The organism is Holophagales bacterium, assembly GCA_016719485.1.
Taxonomy (GTDB): domain Bacteria; phylum Acidobacteriota; class Thermoanaerobaculia; order UBA5066; family UBA5066; genus UBA5066.
Genome location: JADJZB010000021.1, coordinates 243,586 through 262,139, shown reverse-complemented (window position 1 = coordinate 262,139; position 18,554 = coordinate 243,586). Strand labels below are relative to the sequence as shown.

Annotated in this window: 14 protein-coding genes and 5 tRNA genes; 1 reads left to right on the top strand and 18 read right to left on the bottom strand. The window is 68.2% G+C overall.

What is annotated here, in order from left to right; translation table 11 throughout:
• Positions 1-275: 275 nt before the first annotated feature.
• The 14 genes from rpoC to IPN03_13075 all read right to left on the bottom strand — a co-directional run bounded on the left by rpoC (position 276) and on the right by IPN03_13075 (position 13,026).
• On the bottom strand, positions 276-4,490 hold the full coding sequence (gene rpoC / locus IPN03_13140; GenBank protein ID MBK9374632.1) for a DNA-directed RNA polymerase subunit beta': 4,215 nt from the start codon (positions 4,488-4,490) through the stop codon (positions 276-278).
• Between the two features lie 16 nt (positions 4,491-4,506).
• The gene (gene rpoB / locus IPN03_13135; GenBank protein ID MBK9374631.1) at positions 4,507-8,781 is read right to left on the bottom strand and encodes a DNA-directed RNA polymerase subunit beta; all 4,275 of its coding nucleotides are present in this window, start codon (positions 8,779-8,781) and stop codon (positions 4,507-4,509) included.
• 159 nt (positions 8,782-8,940) lie between these two features.
• Positions 8,941-9,318, bottom strand: a complete 378-nt coding sequence (gene rplL / locus IPN03_13130) for a 50S ribosomal protein L7/L12 (protein ID MBK9374630.1) — start codon at positions 9,316-9,318, stop codon at positions 8,941-8,943.
• 64 nt (positions 9,319-9,382) lie between these two features.
• Positions 9,383-9,907: a 50S ribosomal protein L10 gene (locus IPN03_13125; protein ID MBK9374629.1), complete on the bottom strand. Its 525-nt coding sequence runs from the start codon at positions 9,905-9,907 to the stop codon at positions 9,383-9,385.
• Positions 9,904-10,614 (bottom strand): 50S ribosomal protein L1, encoded by a 711-nt coding sequence (locus IPN03_13120; protein MBK9374628.1) that lies wholly within the window; start codon positions 10,612-10,614, stop codon positions 9,904-9,906. Before IPN03_13120 ends, IPN03_13125 begins: the two co-directional genes overlap by 4 nt.
• 178 nt (positions 10,615-10,792) lie before the next feature.
• On the bottom strand, positions 10,793-11,218 hold the full coding sequence (gene rplK / locus IPN03_13115; GenBank protein ID MBK9374627.1) for a 50S ribosomal protein L11: 426 nt from the start codon (positions 11,216-11,218) through the stop codon (positions 10,793-10,795).
• A 73-nt stretch (positions 11,219-11,291) separates the two neighbouring features.
• A complete protein-coding gene (gene nusG / locus IPN03_13110; protein ID MBK9374626.1) occupies positions 11,292-11,819 on the bottom strand; it encodes a transcription termination/antitermination protein NusG in 528 nt (175 codons plus the stop codon).
• A gap of 76 nt (positions 11,820-11,895) precedes the next feature.
• Positions 11,896-12,108, bottom strand: a complete 213-nt coding sequence (gene secE, locus IPN03_13105) for a preprotein translocase subunit SecE (GenBank protein ID MBK9374625.1) — start codon at positions 12,106-12,108, stop codon at positions 11,896-11,898.
• Between the two features lie 77 nt (positions 12,109-12,185).
• Positions 12,186-12,261: transfer RNA gene (locus IPN03_13100), tRNA-Trp, on the bottom strand.
• A 24-nt stretch (positions 12,262-12,285) separates the two neighbouring features.
• Positions 12,286-12,441, bottom strand: coding sequence for a 50S ribosomal protein L33 (rpmG, locus tag IPN03_13095; protein MBK9374624.1), 156 nt, complete (start codon positions 12,439-12,441; stop codon positions 12,286-12,288).
• An 81-nt stretch (positions 12,442-12,522) separates the two neighbouring features.
• Positions 12,523-12,597, bottom strand: a tRNA-Gly gene (locus IPN03_13090).
• Between the two features lie 64 nt (positions 12,598-12,661).
• Positions 12,662-12,737, bottom strand: a tRNA-Thr gene (locus IPN03_13085).
• 58 nt (positions 12,738-12,795) lie between these two features.
• Positions 12,796-12,883: transfer RNA gene (locus tag IPN03_13080), tRNA-Tyr, on the bottom strand.
• A gap of 67 nt (positions 12,884-12,950) precedes the next feature.
• A tRNA-Thr gene (locus IPN03_13075) sits at positions 12,951-13,026 on the bottom strand.
• Between the two features lie 179 nt (positions 13,027-13,205).
• Between IPN03_13075 and IPN03_13070 the strand changes: the two genes are divergently transcribed.
• The gene (locus IPN03_13070; protein MBK9374623.1) at positions 13,206-16,043 is read left to right on the top strand and encodes a hypothetical protein; all 2,838 of its coding nucleotides are present in this window, start codon (positions 13,206-13,208) and stop codon (positions 16,041-16,043) included.
• Positions 16,044-16,094: 51 nt separating this feature from the next.
• Here the strand turns inward: IPN03_13070 and rlmB are convergent, their stop codons facing one another.
• Genes rlmB through frr form a run of 4 tightly spaced genes read right to left on the bottom strand, consistent with a single transcriptional unit; the run spans position 16,095 to position 18,529 of the window.
• Positions 16,095-16,820 (bottom strand): 23S rRNA (guanosine(2251)-2'-O)-methyltransferase RlmB, encoded by a 726-nt coding sequence (rlmB, locus tag IPN03_13065; GenBank protein ID MBK9374622.1) that lies wholly within the window; start codon positions 16,818-16,820, stop codon positions 16,095-16,097.
• Positions 16,817-17,290, bottom strand: coding sequence for a 2-C-methyl-D-erythritol 2,4-cyclodiphosphate synthase (ispF, locus tag IPN03_13060; protein ID MBK9374621.1), 474 nt, complete (start codon positions 17,288-17,290; stop codon positions 16,817-16,819). Before ispF ends, rlmB begins: the two co-directional genes overlap by 4 nt.
• Complete coding sequence (gene ispD, locus IPN03_13055; protein ID MBK9374620.1) at positions 17,287-17,967, bottom strand: 2-C-methyl-D-erythritol 4-phosphate cytidylyltransferase; 681 nt, start codon at positions 17,965-17,967, stop codon at positions 17,287-17,289. Before ispD ends, ispF begins: the two co-directional genes overlap by 4 nt.
• 1 nt (position 17,968) lies before the next feature.
• Positions 17,969-18,529 carry a ribosome recycling factor gene (gene frr / locus IPN03_13050; GenBank protein ID MBK9374619.1) on the bottom strand — a complete coding sequence of 187 codons (561 nt, stop codon included), beginning with the start codon at positions 18,527-18,529 and terminating at the stop codon, positions 17,969-17,971.
• Positions 18,530-18,554: the final 25 nt, after the last annotated feature.

Here is an 18,554-nt window from a genome sequence, read left to right as displayed (position 1 = left end):
AACCCATGCGGTTCAAAGGCCGGTCCGGGGCGGTTCCGGGCGGCAGGAACGAGCGTCCTGCGTCCGGAGGGGGTACCCGGCCGTCCGGGTTCCCCCATGATTCCGTGCGAGCGAAGCGAGCTTCCTTCCCGCGCGGAGGGGTTCGACTCGCCGGGGTCCCACCCCCGGCTCCCCCGGCGGACCGGGTTCCATGGTTCCGTGCGAGCGAGCGAGCTTCCTCCCCGCGCGGAGGGGGATTGGGGGAACCCGGCGGACCGGGTTCCCCCAGGTTAAATTCAGATCTCTTCGTCGAGGTCCGCCGCCACCACCGGCGGCTCGTCGTCGTAGTACGGCTCCTCGATCTCGTCCGGCTGGATCGGGATCTCTTCCCTTTCGAGCTCGATATTGCGGTAGTACTCCATCCCGGTGCCCGCCGGGATGAGGCGTCCCACGATGACGTTCTCCTTCAGTCCACGAAGGAGGTCGATGCGCCCTGCGATCGAAGCCTCCGTGAGGACGCGGGTCGTCTCCTGGAACGAGGCCGCCGAGACGAACGAGTCCGTCGAGAGGGAGGCCTTCGTGATGCCGAGGAGGAGCGGGCGCCCCTGCGCGGGCTTTCCGCCCGCCGCGACGATCCGGTCGTTCTCCTCGCGGAACCGGAACTTGTCGACCTGCTCGTCGATCAGGAACTCGGTGTCGCCGACCTCCTCGACGCGGACGCTCCGCATCATCTGGCGGACGATGACCTCGATGTGCTTGTCGTTGATGCCGACGCCCTGCGAGCGGTAGACCTCCTGGATCTTGTCGGTCATGTACCGCTGCAGCTCCTTCTCGCCCTTGACGGCGAGAATGTCGTGCGGGGAAGGATCGCCCTCGGTCAGGGAGTCCCCGGCCTCGACGCGCTCCCCTTCCTGGGCCATGACGTGCGCGCCGCGCGGGACGAGGATCTCGCGCTTCTGCCCGTCCTCGGACTCCACGACGAGCTTCTGCTGCCCCTTCACCGTCCCGGCATGCCGGACGACGCCGGAAACCTCGGTGATGACCGCGGGCTCCTTCGGCCGGCGCGCTTCGAAGAGCTCGACGACGCGAGGAAGGCCGCCGACGATGTCGCGGGTTCGCTTCTTCTCGACCGGCTTCTTGGCGAGCGCGTCTCCGGGGTTGACGGTGTCGCCGTCGGCCACCATCAGGTTCGACGGAATCGGGAGGGCGTACCGGCGCTCCGTCCCGTCGACGCCGAGGACGACGAGCTGGGGCGCCCGCTTCTCGGTCGTGCCGGTCGTCTCGACGACGATCCGCTGGGCCTTGCCGGTGACCTTGTCGGTCTCCTCGCGGAGGTTCTCCCCCTCGATGATGTCCTTGAAGACGACCTTGCCCGCGATCTCCGAGAGGATCGGCGAGGCGAACGGGTCCCAGCTCACGAGCAGCTGTCCCGGCTTCACCTCTTCCCCGTCGATCACCTTCAGGACGGAGCCGTAGGCGAGCGAGTAGCGCTCCTTCTCGCGCCCCTTGGCGTCCTGGATGACGAGCTTCGAGTTGCGGTTGACGACGACCTCTGTGCCGTCGTTCTTGCGGACCGTGAGGGCGTTGAGGATGCGGGCCACGCCGGGGTTCTTCGCCATGTGGCGGGCCGCCTCGGCGACGCGGGCCGTACCTCCGTAGTGGAACGTCCGCATCGTGAGCTGGGTGCCGGGCTCGCCGATCGACTGCGCCGCGATGACGCCGACCGCCTCGCCGATGTCGACCATTCGGCCCGTCGCGAGGTTCCGGCCGTAGCACTTGCGGCAGACGCCGCGGCGGGTCTCGCAGGTGAGGACCGAACGGATCTTCACCCGCTCGATGCCCGCCTCCTGGATCGCCGTCGCGATCTCCTCGCTGATGAGGTCGTTCGCCTCGACCATCGGGGCGTCCGAGGCCGGGTCGTAGACGTCTTCCTGGACGTACCGGCCGACGATGCGGTCGCGAAGAGGCTCGAGGATCTCGCCCCCTTCGACGATCGCCGTGACGGTGATGCCGTCGAGCGTGGCGCAGTCCTCCTCGTTGATGATGACGTCCTGGGCGACGTCGACGAGGCGGCGGGTGAGGTAGCCCGAGTCCGCCGTCTTCAGGGCGGTGTCGGCGAGGCCCTTGCGGGCGCCGTGGGTCGAGATGAAGTACTCGAGGACGGAGAGGCCCTCGCGGAAGTTCGAGATGATCGGCTGCTCCATGACCTCGCCCGAGGGCTTGGACATGGGGCCGCGCATCCCGGCGAGCTGCCGCACCTGCTCCTTGGAGCCTCGGGCGCCCGAGTCGGCCATCATGTAGATGGGGTTGAACTCGTTCCCCGGCGCGGCGTCCTCCGCCTTCATCTCCTTGAACATCTCTTCGGCGACGGACTCGGTCGCCCGGTGCCAGATGTCGATGATCTTGTTGTGGCGCTCGCCGTCCGTGATGGCGCCCTGGGCGCGCTGGTTGTCGACCTCGAGGACGTCCTTGCGCGCCTTGTCGACGAACACCGTCTTCTTCGCCGGGATCCGCATGTCGTCGATGCCGATCGAGATCCCGGCGCTGGTCGCCACCGTGAACCCGAGGGTCTTGACGATGTCGAGGATCTCGACCGTCCGGGGGAGCCCGAGGTTCACGAAGCAGTAGTTGACGAGGTCCTGGAGCCCCTTCTTCTTGAGCGTCCCGTTGATGAACGGGATGTCCTTCGGGAGGTGGGCCGACATCAGGACGCGGCCGACGGTCGTCTCGATCCGCGTCGCCTTGCACTCGATCGGCTCGGCGTGGACGATGTCCTGGTCGCCGAGGACCTGGCTCTCGAGGTCGATGAGCTTCCCCGTGTAGCGGACCGTGATCCCGGCGTGCGTGTCGAGCTCGCCGGCGCCGTGCGCGAGGAGCACCTCGTCGAAGCCCGGGAAGACCCGTCCTTCTCCCTTGGTGCCTTCCTTGCGGCGCGTGAGGTAGTAGAGCCCGAGGACGAGGTCCTGCGACGGCACCGTGAGCGGCTTGCCGTGCGCGGGAGAGAGGATGTTGTGCGACGAGAGCATCAGGACCTGCGCCTCGACCTGCGCCTTCGGCGAGAGCGGCACGTGGACCGCCATCTGGTCGCCGTCGAAGTCGGCGTTGAAGGCCGCACAGACGAGCGGGTGGATCTTGATGGCCTTGCCCTCGATGAGGACCGGCTCGAAGGCCTGGATGCCGAGGCGGTGGAGCGTCGGCGCCCGGTTCAGGAGGACCGGGTGCTCCTTGATGACCTCTTCGAGAGCGTCCCACACCTCGTTCGGCGCCTGCTCGACGAGCTCCTTGGACATCTTGATCGTCGACGTGAGCTGCTTCTGCTCGAGGCGGCGGTAGATGAACGGCTTGAAGAGCTCGAGCGCCATCTTCTTGGGAAGGCCGCACTGGTGGAGCTTCAGCTCGGGTCCGACGACGATGACCGAACGGCCCGAGTAGTCGACACGCTTGCCGAGGAGGTTCTGCCGGAAGCGGCCGGACTTGCCCTTGAGGGTGTCGGAAAGCGACTTGAGCGGGCGGTTGTTCGTCCCCTTCAGGACGCGGCCCCGGCGGCCGTTGTCGAAGAGGGCGTCGACCGCCTCCTGGAGCATCCGCTTCTCGTTCCGGACGATGACCTCCGGGGCGCGCAGCTCGAGGAGCTTCTTGAGACGGTTGTTGCGGTTGATGACGCGCCGGTAGAGGTCGTTCAGGTCGGACGTCGCGAACCGGCCGCCGTCGAGCGGCACGAGGGGCCGCAGCTCCGGCGGGATGACCGGGATGACGTTCAGGATCATCCACTCGGGCCTGTGGCCCGAGCGCCGGAAGGCGTCGACGACCTTGAGCCGCTTGGCGGCCTTCAGCCGCTTCAGCGCCGAGGTCTCGGTCTTCATGATGAGGCGGAGCTCGTCGGCGAGGTCGTCGATGTTGACCCGCTGGAGGAGCTCCTGGATCGCCTCGGCGCCCATCTTGGCGACGAACGCGTCGGGGCCGTACTTCGCCTTGAACTCGCGGTAGCGCTCCTCGGTGATGAGGACCTTCTCGAGGATGTTCTCCTCGTCGGCGAGCGGACCCGGGTCGACGACGACGTAGGCCTCGAAGTAGAGGATCCGCTCGAGGTCGCGCAGGGTCAGGTCGAGGAGATGTCCGATCCGGCTCGGGAGGCCCTTGAAGAACCAGACGTGCGAGACCGGCGCGGCCAGCTCGATGTGCCCCATCCGCTCCCGGCGGACCTTGGACTTCGTCACCTCGACGCCGCACTTGTCGCAGACGACGCCCCGGTGCTTCATCCGCTTGTACTTGCCGCAGAGGCATTCCCAGTCGGTGATCGGCCCGAAGATCTTCGCGCAGAAGAGGCCGTCCCTCTCCGGCTTGAACGTCCGGTAGTTGATCGTCTCCGGCTTCGTGACCTCGCCGAAGGACCAGGAGCGGATCTTCTCTGGACTGGCGAGGGCGATCTTGATCGCGTTGAAGTCGCGCGGCCCCGTGCCCCGGAACGCGGGCGCCGCGGGCGAGAGGGGGGGAACGCCGAAGGTGTCCATGGTCATGTCTCCCTCCTCAGACCTTCAGAAGCTCGATGTCGAGGCAGAGCGACTGCAGCTCGCGCACGAGGACGTTGAACGATTCCGGCAGTCCGGGCTCCTCGGGGACCTCGCCCTTGACGATCGACTCGTAGACGCGCGAGCGCCCCTCGACGTCGTCGGACTTCACGGTGAGGAGCTCCTGGAGCGTGTACGCCGCGCCGTAGGCCTCGAGCGCCCAGACTTCCATCTCGCCGAACCGCTGGCCGCCGAACTGGGCCTTGCCGCCGAGGGGCTGCTGCGTGATGAGCGAGTAGGGGCCGATGGAGCGGGCGTGGATCTTGTCGTCGACGAGGTGCGACAGCTTGAGCATGTAGATGTACCCGACCGTCACCTTCTGCTCGAAGCGGTCGCCCGTCATGCCGTCGTAGAGGTCGGTCTTGCCGCTGCGCGGCAGGTTCGCCTTCTCGAGGAGGACGCGGATCTCGTCCTCGTTCGCGCCGTCGAAGACGGGCGAGGCGATGCTCAGGCCGAGCGCCTTGGCGGCCCAGCCGAGATGGGTCTCGAGGATCTGCCCGACGTTCATTCGGGACGGAACGCCGAGCGGGTTGAGGACGATCTCGACCGGCGTGCCGTCCGGAAGGTACGGCATGTCCTCCTCGGGGAGGATCCGGCTGATGACGCCCTTGTTCCCGTGGCGGCCGGCCATCTTGTCGCCGACCTGGAGCTTGCGCTTCATGGCCACGTAGGCCTTGACGGTCTTGTTGACGCCGGGGGCGAGCTCGTCCCCCTTCGAGAGGAGGTGGATCCGGTCGGCCGCCACCTTGCGGATGACGTCGACCTGGGAGTCGGCCCGCTGCAGGACGAGCCGGACGGTGTCGCGGACCTCTTCGTCGCGGAGCTTCAGCCCCTTGAGGAGCCGCGGCCCCATCATCCCGATCTTCTCGACCGTGAGCTTGTGCCCGGAGGCGACGAGGACGTTCCCCTGCGGGTCGACGACGTCCTCGAGGACCGCGCGGCCCTCGAGGAGGCGCTCGATCTTCTCGCGCGCCTCGGTCCGCACGATGCGGATCTCGTCGTCGGCGTCCTTGTTGAGGTAGCCGATCTCCTCGTCGAGGATCTGCTTGGCCCGGACGTCCTTCTGCTTCTCGTCGTCCTTGCGGGTGAAGATCTTCACGTCGACGACGACGCCCTCGATGCCAGGCGGGCACTTGAGCGAGGCGTCGCGGACGTCGCCGGCCTTCTCGCCGAAGATGGCGCGCAGGAGCTTCTCCTCGGGGGTCAGCTGGGTCTCGCCCTTCGGCGTGACCTTGCCGACGAGGATGTCGCCCGGCTTGACGTTCGCGCCGATCCGGATGATCCCCGACTCGTCGAGGTCCCTGAGCGCGTGCTCGGAGACGTTCGGGATGTCCTTGGTGATCTCCTCGGGGCCGAGCTTGGTCTCGCGGGCCTCGATCTCGAACTCCTCGATGTGGATGGAGGTGTAGTAGTCCTCCTTCACCATCTTCTCGGAGATGAGGATCGCGTCCTCGAAGTTGTAGCCGCGCCACGGCATGAAGGCGACGAGGATGTTGCGGCCGAGCGCGAGCTCGCCGCCCGAGGTGCAGGGACCGTCGGCCAGGACCCGGCCCGCCACGACCCGCTCGCCTTCCTTGACGATCGGCTTCTGGTTGATGCAGGTGTTCTGGTTCGAGCGCCGGAACTTCAGGAGCGGGTAGATGTCGGCGCCGAACTCGCGGGGCTTGCCGTCGGGGCCGATCCCCTCGACCCGGACGATGATGCGACGGGCGTCGACCGTGTCGACGATGCCGTCCCTCTTGCAGAGGACGACGGCCCCGGAGTCCCGGGCGACGACGCCCTCGAGACCCGTGCCGACGATCGGCGGCTCGGTCCTGAGGAGGGGAACCGACTGGCGCTGCATGTTCGAGCCCATGAGGGCCCGGTTCGCGTCGTCGTGCTCGAGGAACGGGATGAGCGCGGCCGCGACGGAGACGAGCTGCTTCGGCGAGACGTCCATGAACTGGACCTTCTCGCGCGGCTCGGCCTTGAACTCGCCCTGGAGCGTGACCTGGACGCGGTCGTTCTGGAACCGGCCGTCCGCCTCGAGCGGCTCGTTCGCCTGAGCGATGCTGTAGTCCTCCTCCTCCCACGCGGGAAGGTAGAAGGCGGTCGGCCTCCCGACGGCGAGCTTCTTGCCGGCCTTCTTGAGCTTGGCGTTCATCGCCTCGAGCTCGGACCCCTCGACGATGGCGCCCTTCGACCAGCCGGAGTCGCCGACGGTGACGACCTCGTAGTGCTCGAGAACGCGTCCGTCGCGGACCTTCTTGTACGGTGCCTCGATGAAGCCGTACTCGGAGATCCGCGCGTAGGTCGAGAGGGACGAGATGAGGCCGATGTTCGGCCCTTCAGGCGTCTCGATCGGGCAGATGCGGCCGTAGTGCGTGGCGTGGACGTCGCGCACCTCGAACCCGGCGCGCTCGCGCGAGAGGCCGCCCGGCCCGAGGGCCGAGAGACGGCGCTTGTGCGTCACCTCGGAGAGCGGGTTCGTCTGGTCCATGAACTGCGACAGCTGCGAGGAGCCGAAGAACTCCTTGATCGCCGCGATGACCGGCTTGGAGTTGATCAGGTCGTGCGGCATCGCGGAGTCGATGTCCTGGTGGACGGACATCTTCTCCTTGATGGCCCGCTCCATGCGGACGAGGCCGATCCGGAACTGGTTCTCGAGGAGCTCGCCGACGCAGCGGACGCGGCGGTTCCCGAGGTTGTCGATGTCGTCGATCTTGCCGATGTCGCGCTTGAGCTTGAGGAGCGAGTTGATGACGACGAAGAAGTCGTCCGAGGAGAGCGTCTTCTGGTCCAGCGACGTCGAGAGGTCCATCCGGATGTTGAACTTGTAGCGCCCCACGCGCGAGAAGTCGTACTTGCGCGGGTCGAAGAACATCCCCACGAAGAGGTTCTTGGCGCTCTCGTCCGTCGGCGGGTCGCCGGGGCGCATCCGCTTGTAGATCTCGAGGAGCGCCTCTCGCTTCGTCTTGACGGAGTCCTTCCGGAGGGTGGCGATGAGGGTCTCGCCGATCGGCTCCCAGTCGGGGAAGAGGACCTCGACCGGGGTCGCCTGCTTCTCCGTCATGACCGTGCCGAGATCGTCCGGTACCTCGCTCCCGGCCTCGTAGAGGACCTCGCCCGAGGAGAGGTCGACGACGTCGACGGCGAAGAGGATTCGGCCGAGCTTGGCCGGGTCGACCGCGACGGTCACCGGCGTGCCGGCGGCCAGCTTCTCACGCTGGTCGGCGTTCAGCTTGACGTCGGCGAAGATCTTGCCGTCCTTCTTGATGCCGCGGAGGTGCTTGAGGCGCAGCTCTTCCTTCGTGAGGACGTCGGGAGGCAGGACGAGGTGTGCCTTGCCCTTGTCGAACGTCAGACCGACGGCCGAGTAGAACTTCTTGAGGATCTGCTCGTCGCTCTCGAGGCCCAGCGCGCGGAGGAAGACCGTCCCCGGGAACTTCCGCTTCCGGTCGATGCGGACGCCGAAGAGGCCCTTGGAATCGATCTCGAACTCCACCCAGGAGCCGCGGTAGGGAATGATCTTGCCGATGAGGGTGTGAGCCCCCTCGCGGGTGAAGAAGACCCCCGGCGAACGGTGGAGCTGCGAAACGATGACGCGCTCCGTGCCGTTGATGATGAAGGTCCCGTTGTCCGTCATGAGGGGGATGTCTCCGAAGTAGACCTCCTCCTCCTTGATGTCCCGGATCGGCCATTCCTTCGGGGCGCTCTTCCCGGTCGGGGCGTTCTCCTTGTCGAAGACCTTCAGCCGGAACGTCACCTTGAGCGGCACGGCGTAGGTCAGCCCGCGCTCCTGGCACTCGGCCACGGTGAAGGGGAGGCGGAGCTCGACCGGGGTCCCGCAGACCTCGTCGATCGTGACCTTGTTCGGGTTGGGGTGCCCGCAGACCTGGCACTCGACCCGGTTGGCCCTCGGGTCCTTGACGCGCACCGTAGCCCCGCAGTGCTCGCAGGTGAAGCGCAGGTGCTGGATTCCCTCGAGCCGTCCGCTCCGCGAGGCCAGGTCGCCGATCCGGTACGACACGTACTCGAGGGCGCAGGTCTCGCGGAAGTCGGAGAAGGGAAACACACCGCGGAAAACGGCTTCGAGACCGACATCGGCCCGCTCCACGGGGAGCAGGTCCATCTGGAGGAAGTCCTCGTAGGACCTCCTCTGTACGTCGATCAGGTTCGGCAGGGGCAGGAAGGTCTTGATCTTGCCGAAATCGTGGCGGGGGGTCTGCCCCGGGGCGAGCATGCGGTCAGCCATTCGAGCGGGCTCCCTTCAGCCGAGAGAGGGGTAAGGCGTAAAGAGGGATATACCGTCCGGCGCGACGGCGCGATTCCCGGGGGGCCGGTCGGACCGGCCCCTCGGGGAATCGACGCTCGTCACCGGACGGCCTCCCGTTGGGGACAAGCCGGACTTCGACTACTTGACCTCGACCTTGGCGCCGATCTCCTCGAACTTCTTCTTGATCGCGGCCGCCTCGTCCTTCGACACGGATTCCTTCAGGACACCCAGGTTCTCGACGAGGTCCTTGGCCTCCTTCAGGCCGAGGGACGAGTTGACCTCGCGAACCGCCTTGATGACGTTGATCTTGTTCGAGCCGGCCTCCTTGAGGGAGACCGTGAACTCCGTCTGCTCCTCGACGGGGGCGGCGGCGGCAGCCGGCGCGGCGGCGGCCGGGGCGGCCATCATCGCGGCCGAGACGCCGAACTTCTCTTCGAGGGCCTTGACGAGGTTGTTGAGCTCGAGGACGGACATCCCCTCGACTTCGGTGACGAACTGCTCGACGGTAAGGGCCATTGCGTTCTCCTTGTCTCTTCGCGCGTACGCGTTGTTGTTGTGAGGTCGCGGGCGGGTCCGGGCCTCAGGCCGCGGCACCCTTCTGCTCGGCAACGGCCGAGATCGTCATCGCCAGCTTGCGCTGCGGGGTCGACAGCGCGACCACGAGGCGGCGCACCGGCGACTGGAGGAGCCCGACGAGACGGGCGAGGAGCTCCGGACGGGTCGGGAGGCTCGCGAGCGCCTCGAGGGCGGAGGCCGGTACCGGCAGGCCCTCGACGAGGGCGGCCTTGACCTTGACCTTCGGGTTCGTCTTGCCGAACTGGTGAAGGACCTTCGCCAGCTGGACGATGTCGGTCGTCGAGTAGGCGACCGCCGTCATGCCGGAGAAGTGCTCGGACAGCGCGCCCATCGGGACGTCCTTGAAGGCGCGCAGGGCGAGCGTGTTCTTGACGACGACGTACTCCGAGCCGGTCGCCCGGATCTGCCGGCGGAGCTCGGTGACGTCGGGGACGTTGATCCCCTGGAAGTCGATGAGGAACGCATGTGGGGCGCGCCCCACGGCGTCCGTCATCCGGGCGATGGCGTCGGTCTTCTCGGCGCGGTTCACGCGGTCCTCCCCACGAGCTTGTCGGCGACCGCCGGGTCGACCGGAACGCTCGGGCCCATGGTCGACCCGAGGAAGATCGACTTCACGTACTTGCCCTTCGCCGCCGCGGGCTTGGCCTTCTGGATCGCCGAGATCAGGGCCTCCGCGTTCTCCACGAGGGCCTTGTCCTCGAACGACATCTTGCCGACCGGGCAGTGGATGATGGCGGTCTTGTCGACCCGGAACTCGATCTTGCCCGCCTTCAGCTCCTTGACGGCCTTGGCGACGTCGAACGTGACCGTTCCGGCCTTCGGGTTCGGCATGAGGCCGCGGGGCCCGAGGACCTTTCCGAGCCTTCCGAGAGACTTCATCATGTCGGGCGTGGCGACGAGAGCCTCGAAATCGAGGTACCCGGCCTGGATCTTCGCGACGAGGTCGTCCCCTCCGACGACGTCGGCGCCGGCGTCCTCGGCCTCGCGGACCTTCTCACCCGACGCGACGACCGCGACGCGAATCTTCGCGCCCGTCCCGTGCGGGAGGACCACGGTGCCACGGACCATCTGGTCGGCGTGCTTGGGGTCGACGCCGAGGCGCAGGGCCACCTCGAGCGTCTCGTTGAATTTTGCGTACGCCGCCGAGCGGACGAGCGCGACGGCCTGCTGGACGTCGTAGAGCTTCGTCCGGTCGACTCGGGCGGCCGCAGCGGTGTACTTCTTGCCTTCCGTCATTTCTCTTCCGCTCTTCCGAGAGCGGCGTCCGTCCAGCGTCCCCGCGAAGAGAAGCCCCGGTGGCACCCCGGGCATCGCGGGACCGCGCGCCGTGAGAGGGTCAGCGCCGGCCCGTACACCGTCTCAATGAGAAACCGTCACGCGACGATTTCGTTCTCCATGTCTTCCCTGGCTCTCGTCAGCCGATGACCTCGATCCCCATGGACCGCGCCGTTCCTGCGACCGACTTCATCGCAGCCTCGACGTCGGCCGCGTTGAGGTCCTGGAACTTGAGCTTCGCGATCTCCTCGACCTGCTTCATCGTGACCTTCCCGACACGGTTCTTGTTCGGGACGCCCGAGCCCTTCTCGACCTTGGCCGCCTTCTTGAGGAGGACCGAGGCCGGGGGGGTCTTCGTGATGAAGGTGTAGGACCGGTCGGAGTAGACCGTCACGACGACCGGGATGATCAGCCCCGCGTCCTTCGCCGTCCTCGCATTGAAGGACTTGCAGAAGTCCATGATGTTGACGCCCTGCGGGCCCAGGGCGGTGCCGACGGGCGGCGCGGGCGTCGCCTTCGCGGCTTCGATCTGGAGCTTGACCATCCCGACGACTTTCTTGGCCATTGTGGGTTCCTTCGATCGGTGGCGGGGCGGGCCCCGCGTTCATGAGGGCGCCGGCGCGCCGGCCCCTGAGGATTTACTGCTTCTGAACCTGGACGAACTCGAGCTCGACCGGGGTCGGCCGGCCGAAGATGGTGACGAGAACCCGGAGGGTCGACCGCTCGACGTTGATCTCCTCGACGTCGCCGGTGAACTCCTTGAACGGACCGTCGACGATCTTCACCTTCTCGCCCCGCTCGTAGGTGTACTTCGGCTTCGGCTTTTCCTTCGACTCGGCCGTGTGGTGGAGGATCGCCTCGACCTCTTCCGGCATCAGCGGCACCGGGCTCTTGGAAGAGCCGCCGACGAAGCCGGTGACCTTCGGGGTGTTCCTCACGAGATGCCACGTCTCGTCCGCCATCTCCATCTGGACGAGGACGTACCCCGGGAAGAACTTGCGCTCGACGTTCCGGCGTTTCCCCGCCTTCATCTCCACGACGGTCTCCTTCGGCACCCGGATCTCGCCGAACTGAGACTCCATGCCCTGGGCCTTGATCCGGTTCGTCAGCTCCTGGACGACCCGGTCCTCGAACCCCGAGTAGGTGTGGACGATGTACCAGTCCATCGACGGCGCCGCGGGAGGGGCGTCGGAGGGGGCCGGGGAGCCGTCGTATTCCGTCATCTCGCGAGGCCTCGGCGGCTCACTGGCCGAAACTGGCGAAGAACCAGTTGATGACCGGCGTGATCGCCGCGTCCACGGTGAAGAGGAACACGCCGACGACGGCGGTGTAGACGATGACGACCGTGGTCGTGCCAACGACCTCGTCCTTGGCCGGCCAGCTGACCTTGCCGACTTCCTTCCGGACGTCGACGAGGAACTCCCTGAAGGTCTTCCACCGCTCGGTGAGGTTCATTCGATCCGTCTTCCTTGCGCCCTCGGCGCCGCGCCGCCCTTTCCGGGGCGTCCGGCCCGCCTCCACGGCGGGAAAAGTGGCAGGGGTGCGGAGACTCGAACTCCGAACCTACGGTTTTGGAGACCGTTGCTCTGCCAATTGAGCTACACCCCTTCGCACGTCCAGGCCCCGGTGGCCCTAGACCTTGCCTTCCTTGTGCGCCGTGTGCTTCCTGCAGAAACGGCAGTACTTGGCGACCTCCAGCTTTTCCTGGTGGGTCTTCTTGTTCTTCGTCGTCGTGTAGTTCCGGCGCTTGCACTCGCCGCACGCCAGGCTGATCAGGTCTCTCGGCATCGCTCTCTCCGCTTCCTCGCCGTCCCCGCGGCCGGTCCCGGCTCCCCTGCTTCTCCGGTCTTCCCGCTTCCCGGAAAGGTCTGGAGCGGGAGACGGGATTCGAACCCGCGACCAACAGCTTGGAAGGCTGTGACTCTACCCCTGAGTTACTCCCGCCGGTGTCCTTCCGGCCCTTCGTCTTCCCTGTCCCAGGCGGGGCCTCGCGCCCGGGAGAGGTTTCTGGAGCCCACGAGCAGATTTGAACTGCTGACCCCGTCCTTACCAAGGACGTGCTCTACCAACTGAGCTACGTGGGCCCGGTCACCGCTGTCTGGTCCGCACCCCTCGAGGGGCCGGAACCGATGTCGGAGTTATTGGTGGGCAGGGAGGGATTTGAACCCCCGTAGCGCCTAAGCGCGGCAGATTTACAGTCTGCTGCCATTAACCACTCGGCCACCTACCCACGTCTTCGTCCGTCTCTGGATTCTCCTTCCCGCGGACCGCCCCGGAGCCGCCTCCGGAGTCGACCGTGGAGCTGGCGATGGGACTTGAACCCGCAACCTGCTGATTACAAATCAGCTGCTCTGCCAGTTGAGCTACGCCAGCCCGTCGCACCCGAGGCCCCGGCCGGACACCCGGCCGAAGCCGAGAGGCGCGAACCGTGGTGTATATCAGCGCCCGGATCTTCCGTCAAGCGATTCTCGTGCCCGAAACGTCTCAGCGGGGAGGGATGGCGGTCCCGTCCCGTCGACCTCATATTCCGGGAGGTTCCACCGGAGGCGGACATGCGAGCTGGCCTCGTCCCCGCGATCGGGGTCGTGGGTGTTCTGGGGGGATTCCCGCTCCCCGCAGCCGACCTCGTCGTCCCCGTCGTCCTCGACGTCCGGTCCCCAGCGGCGCACTACCGCACGGAGCTGACCTTGACGAACCGGGGAAACGCCGCCGTCGAACTCTCCCTCTCGTACCGGGGCTCGCTCGGCGCGGCTTCCGGAATGGTAACCGAGAATCTCCCGGCCGGGACGCAACGGACCCTGCCCGACGTCCTCGGCATCCTGGCTGGACGCGGCGTCGACTTCCCCGGCCTGTCGGAGGGTGCCCCTCACGCCGGAACGCTCCGGGTGACTTTCCCGGACACCGCTGCCGCCATTCTCTCCGCCGTCGCGAGAACCACCAGCCCCACCTTCGCACCCCACCCGGCGGGAGCCTCGGGCCTCGCCTACCTCGCGGTCTCCCCGTCCACGGCGTTCACCGGCCGGGCCGTCGTCCACGGACTCAGGGCGACCGCAGCGGAACGCTCTAACCTCGCCGTCTTCAATCCCGGAACGTCGTTCGTCAGCGTACGGGTCACTGCCGTGAGCGGAACCGGGAACGGCGTCGAAGTGGTTTCTGCCGACGCGCTGAGGCTGGAGGCGGGTGACTGGCGGCAGATCGACGGGATCTTCGCGAAGGCCGGGCTCGTGCAGGGCTGGGCGGTAGTCGAGAGGATCGCAGGAGGGGCTTTCGGCGCCTACGGCGTCGTCAACGACGGCGGTACGAACGATGGCTCGTTCCTGGAGGCGCAGCCGGACACGGCGACGGCGGACTCCGTGACGGTGCCGGCTCTGGTCGAGACGCCGGCCTTTCGAACGGAGCTGGTCCTCGTGAACCGCGGGACGACGGCGGCCACGCTCACCCTCGACTACCGTGAGTCCCTTGCCCCGGCTTTCGGAGCGGGCGGAGCTGCGACTCTGACGCTCGCGCCGCGCGAACAGCGCATCGTCCCGGATGCCCTCTCGCATCTCCGCGCTCTCGGCATCGCCGTCGGACCCGCCGGGGCGGCCTCGTACGCGGGCCGGCTCCGCGTGACGGGCTCCGCCGGGATGGCCGGGCTCTACGCGGGCGCCCGGGTCTCCTCCCTATCACCGGGTGGGGGCGCCTACGGCGTCTTCCTCCCCGGCGTGGCGGAGGGCCATGAGGCGACGGCCGAGGGTGTCGTCACGGGACTCCGGGCCGAGGCGGACGTCCGCTCGAATGTCGCATTCGTCCACGCCGGCGAGACCGGCTCCGGACCCATCACGCTGGAGGTCCAGCTCTTCGACGCCGAGGCCGGCGGCAGCCCGGCGGGCCCCCCCACGACGGTGCGGCTGGACGAGGCCGCCTGGCTTCAGCTGCCCGACCCCCTCCGGCCTCTCGGGGTGAGAAGCGCCTGGGCACGGGTGCGAAGGACCTCCGGAAGCGCGCCCTGGATCGCCTACGGCGTCCTCAACGACGGAGGCATCCCAGGGCAGCGGACGGGGGACGGCGCGTATGTCCCTGCCGTGATCTCCCCCGCAGTGCCGTCCGCGCGCATCTCGCCGGCCGACATCGAGTATCTCGGCGCCTTCAGGTTCCCCGAGGGCGGTCTGAGGCCCCTCACCTTCGAGTACGGCGGAAACGCGATGACGTTCCGACCCGGCGGCGACCCGGCGGGCGGAGCGGACGGCTTTCCCGGCTCGCTCTTCGTCACGGGGCACGACCGAATGCCCTACGGCGAGCTCCCGGACGGGAGCCGCGTCGCCGAGATCGGCATCCCGGCCCCGGTCGTCTCCAGGAACGTCGAGAACCTGCCGCAGGCGCGACTGATCCAGCCGCTGACGGACGTCACGGGCGGACTCTTTGCGGGAATCGACGAGATCCCCCGCCTCGGGATGCAGTACCTCGACCGGCCCGAGACCGGCTCACGCATCCACCTCGCCTGGGGAGAGCACCTTCCGCCTCCCCCGGACCGGCCCACGCACGCCTGGTTCGACCCCGACCTCTCCGCCCCGCGGCCCAGGGGAGCCTGGTTCCTCGGCGGCCTCTCACCCTACGCCGTCAACGGGTACATGCTCGAGATCCCGGAGGCCTGGGCGAACGCGCACACTGCCGGCCGGGTCCTCGGCACGGGCCGCTACCGCGACGGCGGACTCGCCGGAATGGGTCCGGCGCTCTTCGCCTACCGGCCCTGGCTCGACGCGGCGGGAACGCCCCCTGCCGCCGGAGCGACCCTTCCTGCGACGACGCTTCTCCTCTACGCCTCCGCCCTCGACTCCGAACGCATCGAGCGGTGCCTTGCTGGAACGCAGCACGCCGACACGTGGGAAGGAGCGGCGTTCCTCACGACCGCGTCCGGGAGGTCGGCGGTCCTCTTCGCCGGGACGAAGGGTGTCGGCGACCGTTTCTGGTATGGCTTCCTGAACCCGGCCGGACCGGACCGGCCCTGCGTGGCCGGGGACTTCGTGAACGAGTACACGACCTGCCGGATGGCCGACGGAACTCCATGCCCGGCCGCGGAGGTGGTCGAGTGCGCGGGGCACACTTCGAGCCGTGGCTGGTGGAGCAGCCGTTTCGCCGGGCGTCTCCTCTTCTACGACCCGGACGACCTCGCCCGCGTCGCGTCCGGGACGTTGGAGCCCTGGGCGCCACAGCCCTACGGGTTCCTCGACGTCGACCCGCACCTCTTCCTGAACCCGTCGCGCGTCGACGTCGAGGAGGTCGGCCCGGGAGTCCAGCAGCGGTTCCGCCTCGGCGACGTCACGTTCGACCGGCAGAACGGCCTTCTCTACCTGATCGAGCTCTTCGCGGACGAGGCGAGGCCCGTCATCCACGTGTTCCGTGTGCGGTGACCCTCGCCGAGGCCGGTGGCGGCGCGTTCGGAGTGCGCCGGCGTCCGCCGGTCAGGCCGGCCGCTTCGACCGTCGCTGGCGTAGGGACTCGAAGAGGAGGATGGCCGCCGAGACCCCGACGTTCATCGAGCCGGCTCCCTCGGCCATCGGGATCGCGACGAGCCGGTCGCACGTCTCTCGCGTCAGCCGCCGGAGGCCCGGGCCCTCGGCGCCGAGGCAGAAGATGACGTCACCGGTCAGATCGACGTCCCAGAGCGGTTCGCCTTCCGGCGAGGCGCCGTAGACCCAGAAGCGGTCGTTCTTCACGTCCCCGAGAAAGCGCGCCGCGTTCCCGACGCGTGCGACCTTCACCCTCTCGAGCGCCCCGGCGGCGGCCTTCGAGACCGACTCGTTCAGGCCGGCGGAGTGCCGCTCGGGCAGGACGACGGAGGCCCCCGCCGCGGCGGCCGTCCGGAGGATCGAGCCGAGGTTTCCCGGGTCGGTCACCTCGTCGAGGAAGAGGACGAGCCGGCTGCCCGGCTCGCCGCCGAGGACCTCCTCGATCGGGTCGTACTCCCGCGTCGCCACCCGGGCCGCGACGCCGTTGTGCGCCTTCCCCGCCGTCCTGTCGAGCTCCTCGCGGGGAACGACCCTGACGGGAATTCCCTTCTCGCGCGCCGATCGCTCCAGCTCCCGGACCCGGGCGTCACGGCGGCCTTCCTGAAGGAGGAGCGCCTCGATCGCCTCCGGGCGCTCGGCGAGGGCGGCCAGGACCGGGTGAAAGCCCGCGACGATCATCGACCGTCCACCAGGACGACGGCCGATGCGAAGACCCCTTCGCCCCGCCCGAAGCCGGTCATGCCGTTGCCGCTCGACGCTTTGACGGAGACGCGTTCGAGGGGGATGCCGAGGAGGGCGGCAATCGTCTCGCGCATGGCGTCGCGGTACGGCCCGACGCGGGGGCGCTCGGCGATCAGCGTGACGTCGACGTTCAGGACCTGCGGGCGCCCCGCCCTCTCGAGAGCCTCCGTGACGAAACGGGAGGAGGACGCGTCCTTCCACTCCGGGGCCGTCGTCCCGAAGACGCTCCCGAGATCTCCCGCGGCAGCAGTCCCGAGGAGGGCGTCCGCGAGGGCGTGGAGGACGACGTCGCCGTCGGAATGCCCCTCGGGCCCGGCGTCGGACGGGATCTCGACTCCCCCGAGAACGCAGCGGCGCCCCGGAACGAGGGGATGGGCGTCGAGCCCCTGGCCGATCCGAAGGCTCACGGTCTTCCCTCCGCCGCGAGCCACGCCTCGGCCCGGGCCAGGTCTTCGGGGTAGGTGATCTTCACGTTCCAGCGGGACGTGACGACCGTCCGCACGACGACACCGCGCCGCTCGAGAAGCTCGACGTCGTCGGTGGCGTCGGCGAGACCGGCGTCGACCGCCTCGCGAAGAAGACCGGCGCGCATGACCTGGGGCGTCGCAGCGGCGAAGAGGTCGTGGCGCGGGACCGTCTCGACGACGACACCATCCTTCACCCGCTTCACCGTGTCGGTGACCGGGCTCCCGGCGAGGGCGGCCCCGTGCTCCGCCGCGGCTGCGACGACGGCCGCGACGTCGGCGGGGTCGACGAGCGGCCGGGCGGCATCGTGGATGCAGAGGAGGTCGTCGTCTCCGGCGGCCGAGGCGCGCCAGGCGGCAACGACCGAGTCGCGGCGCGTCTCGCCGCCCTGCGTCGTCTCCACGGGCATCGCAGCGAATCCCGCGAGGGCTTCCGCGAAGGCCGCCTCGCTCCCCGGCGAGACCGCGACGACGGCCCGGTCGACCCTTCCGGACGCCGCGAGCCGCTCGAGGGCGTGGATGAGGAAGGGCTTCCCCGCGAGCCGAACGAGGGCCTTCGGCCCCGCGTCGTGAAACCGGGCCCCGAGGCCCGCCGCCGGGATCAGCGCGACGACGGTCACGCTACCGCGCGAGAATGTCGGTTTCCTTGGCCTTGACGACGGCGTCGACCTCGGCCACGTACCGGTCGGTCAGCTTCTGGATCTCGTCGAGGCCGCGCTTCTCCTCATCGGCCGAGATCGTCGAAGCCTTTCCTTCCTTCTTGACCTTGTCGTTGGCCTCGTGCCGATGGTGGCGGATCTCCACCTTCGCCTGCTCGGCCAGCGTGTGGGCCTTCTTCACGATCTCCTTGCGCCGTTCCTCCGTCGGGGAGGGGACCGGCACGCGGACGACGCGGCCGTCGGAACTCGGGTTCAGGCCCAGGTCGCTGGTGCGGATCGTCTTCTCGATGACAGGGCAGAGCTGGGCCTCCCAGGGCTGGATCAGGATGAGGGTCGCGTCGGGCGTCGACAGGTTGGCGACCTGGTTGAGCGGCGTCGGCGTGCCGTAGTACTCGACGTGGACGCCCTCGAGCAGGGCGACGGAGGCACGGCCCGTCCGAAGGTGCTTCAGCTCCGCTTTGAGCGCGTCGATGGAGACCACCATGCGGCGCTCGGTTTCCTTCCGGATCTCGGCGAGGGGCATCGGCTCTCTCCTCTCTCTTACAGCT

What these genes read in the sequence shown, in the direction of transcription:
- rpmG (MBK9374624.1), bottom strand. Translation starts at nt 12,441, where the DNA reads ATGCCGAGAGACCTGATCAGCCTGGCGTGCGGCGAGTGCAAGCGCCGG.
- IPN03_13120 (MBK9374628.1), bottom strand. Translation starts at nt 10,614, where the DNA reads ATGACGGAAGGCAAGAAGTACACCGCTGCGGCCGCCCGAGTCGACCGG.
- rplK (MBK9374627.1), bottom strand. Translation starts at nt 11,218, where the DNA reads ATGGCCAAGAAAGTCGTCGGGATGGTCAAGCTCCAGATCGAAGCCGCG.
- rpoB (MBK9374631.1), bottom strand. Translation starts at nt 8,781, where the DNA reads ATGGCTGACCGCATGCTCGCCCCGGGGCAGACCCCCCGCCACGATTTC.
- nusG (MBK9374626.1), bottom strand. Translation starts at nt 11,819, where the DNA reads ATGGACTGGTACATCGTCCACACCTACTCGGGGTTCGAGGACCGGGTC.
- rlmB (MBK9374622.1), bottom strand. Translation starts at nt 16,820, where the DNA reads ATGATCGTCGCGGGCTTTCACCCGGTCCTGGCCGCCCTCGCCGAGCGC.
- rpoC (MBK9374632.1), bottom strand. Translation starts at nt 4,490, where the DNA reads ATGGACACCTTCGGCGTTCCCCCCCTCTCGCCCGCGGCGCCCGCGTTC.
- secE (MBK9374625.1), bottom strand. Translation starts at nt 12,108, where the DNA reads ATGAACCTCACCGAGCGGTGGAAGACCTTCAGGGAGTTCCTCGTCGAC.
- IPN03_13070 (MBK9374623.1), top strand. Translation starts at nt 13,206, where the DNA reads ATGCGAGCTGGCCTCGTCCCCGCGATCGGGGTCGTGGGTGTTCTGGGG.
- frr (MBK9374619.1), bottom strand. Translation starts at nt 18,529, where the DNA reads ATGCCCCTCGCCGAGATCCGGAAGGAAACCGAGCGCCGCATGGTGGTC.
- rplL (MBK9374630.1), bottom strand. Translation starts at nt 9,318, where the DNA reads ATGGCCCTTACCGTCGAGCAGTTCGTCACCGAAGTCGAGGGGATGTCC.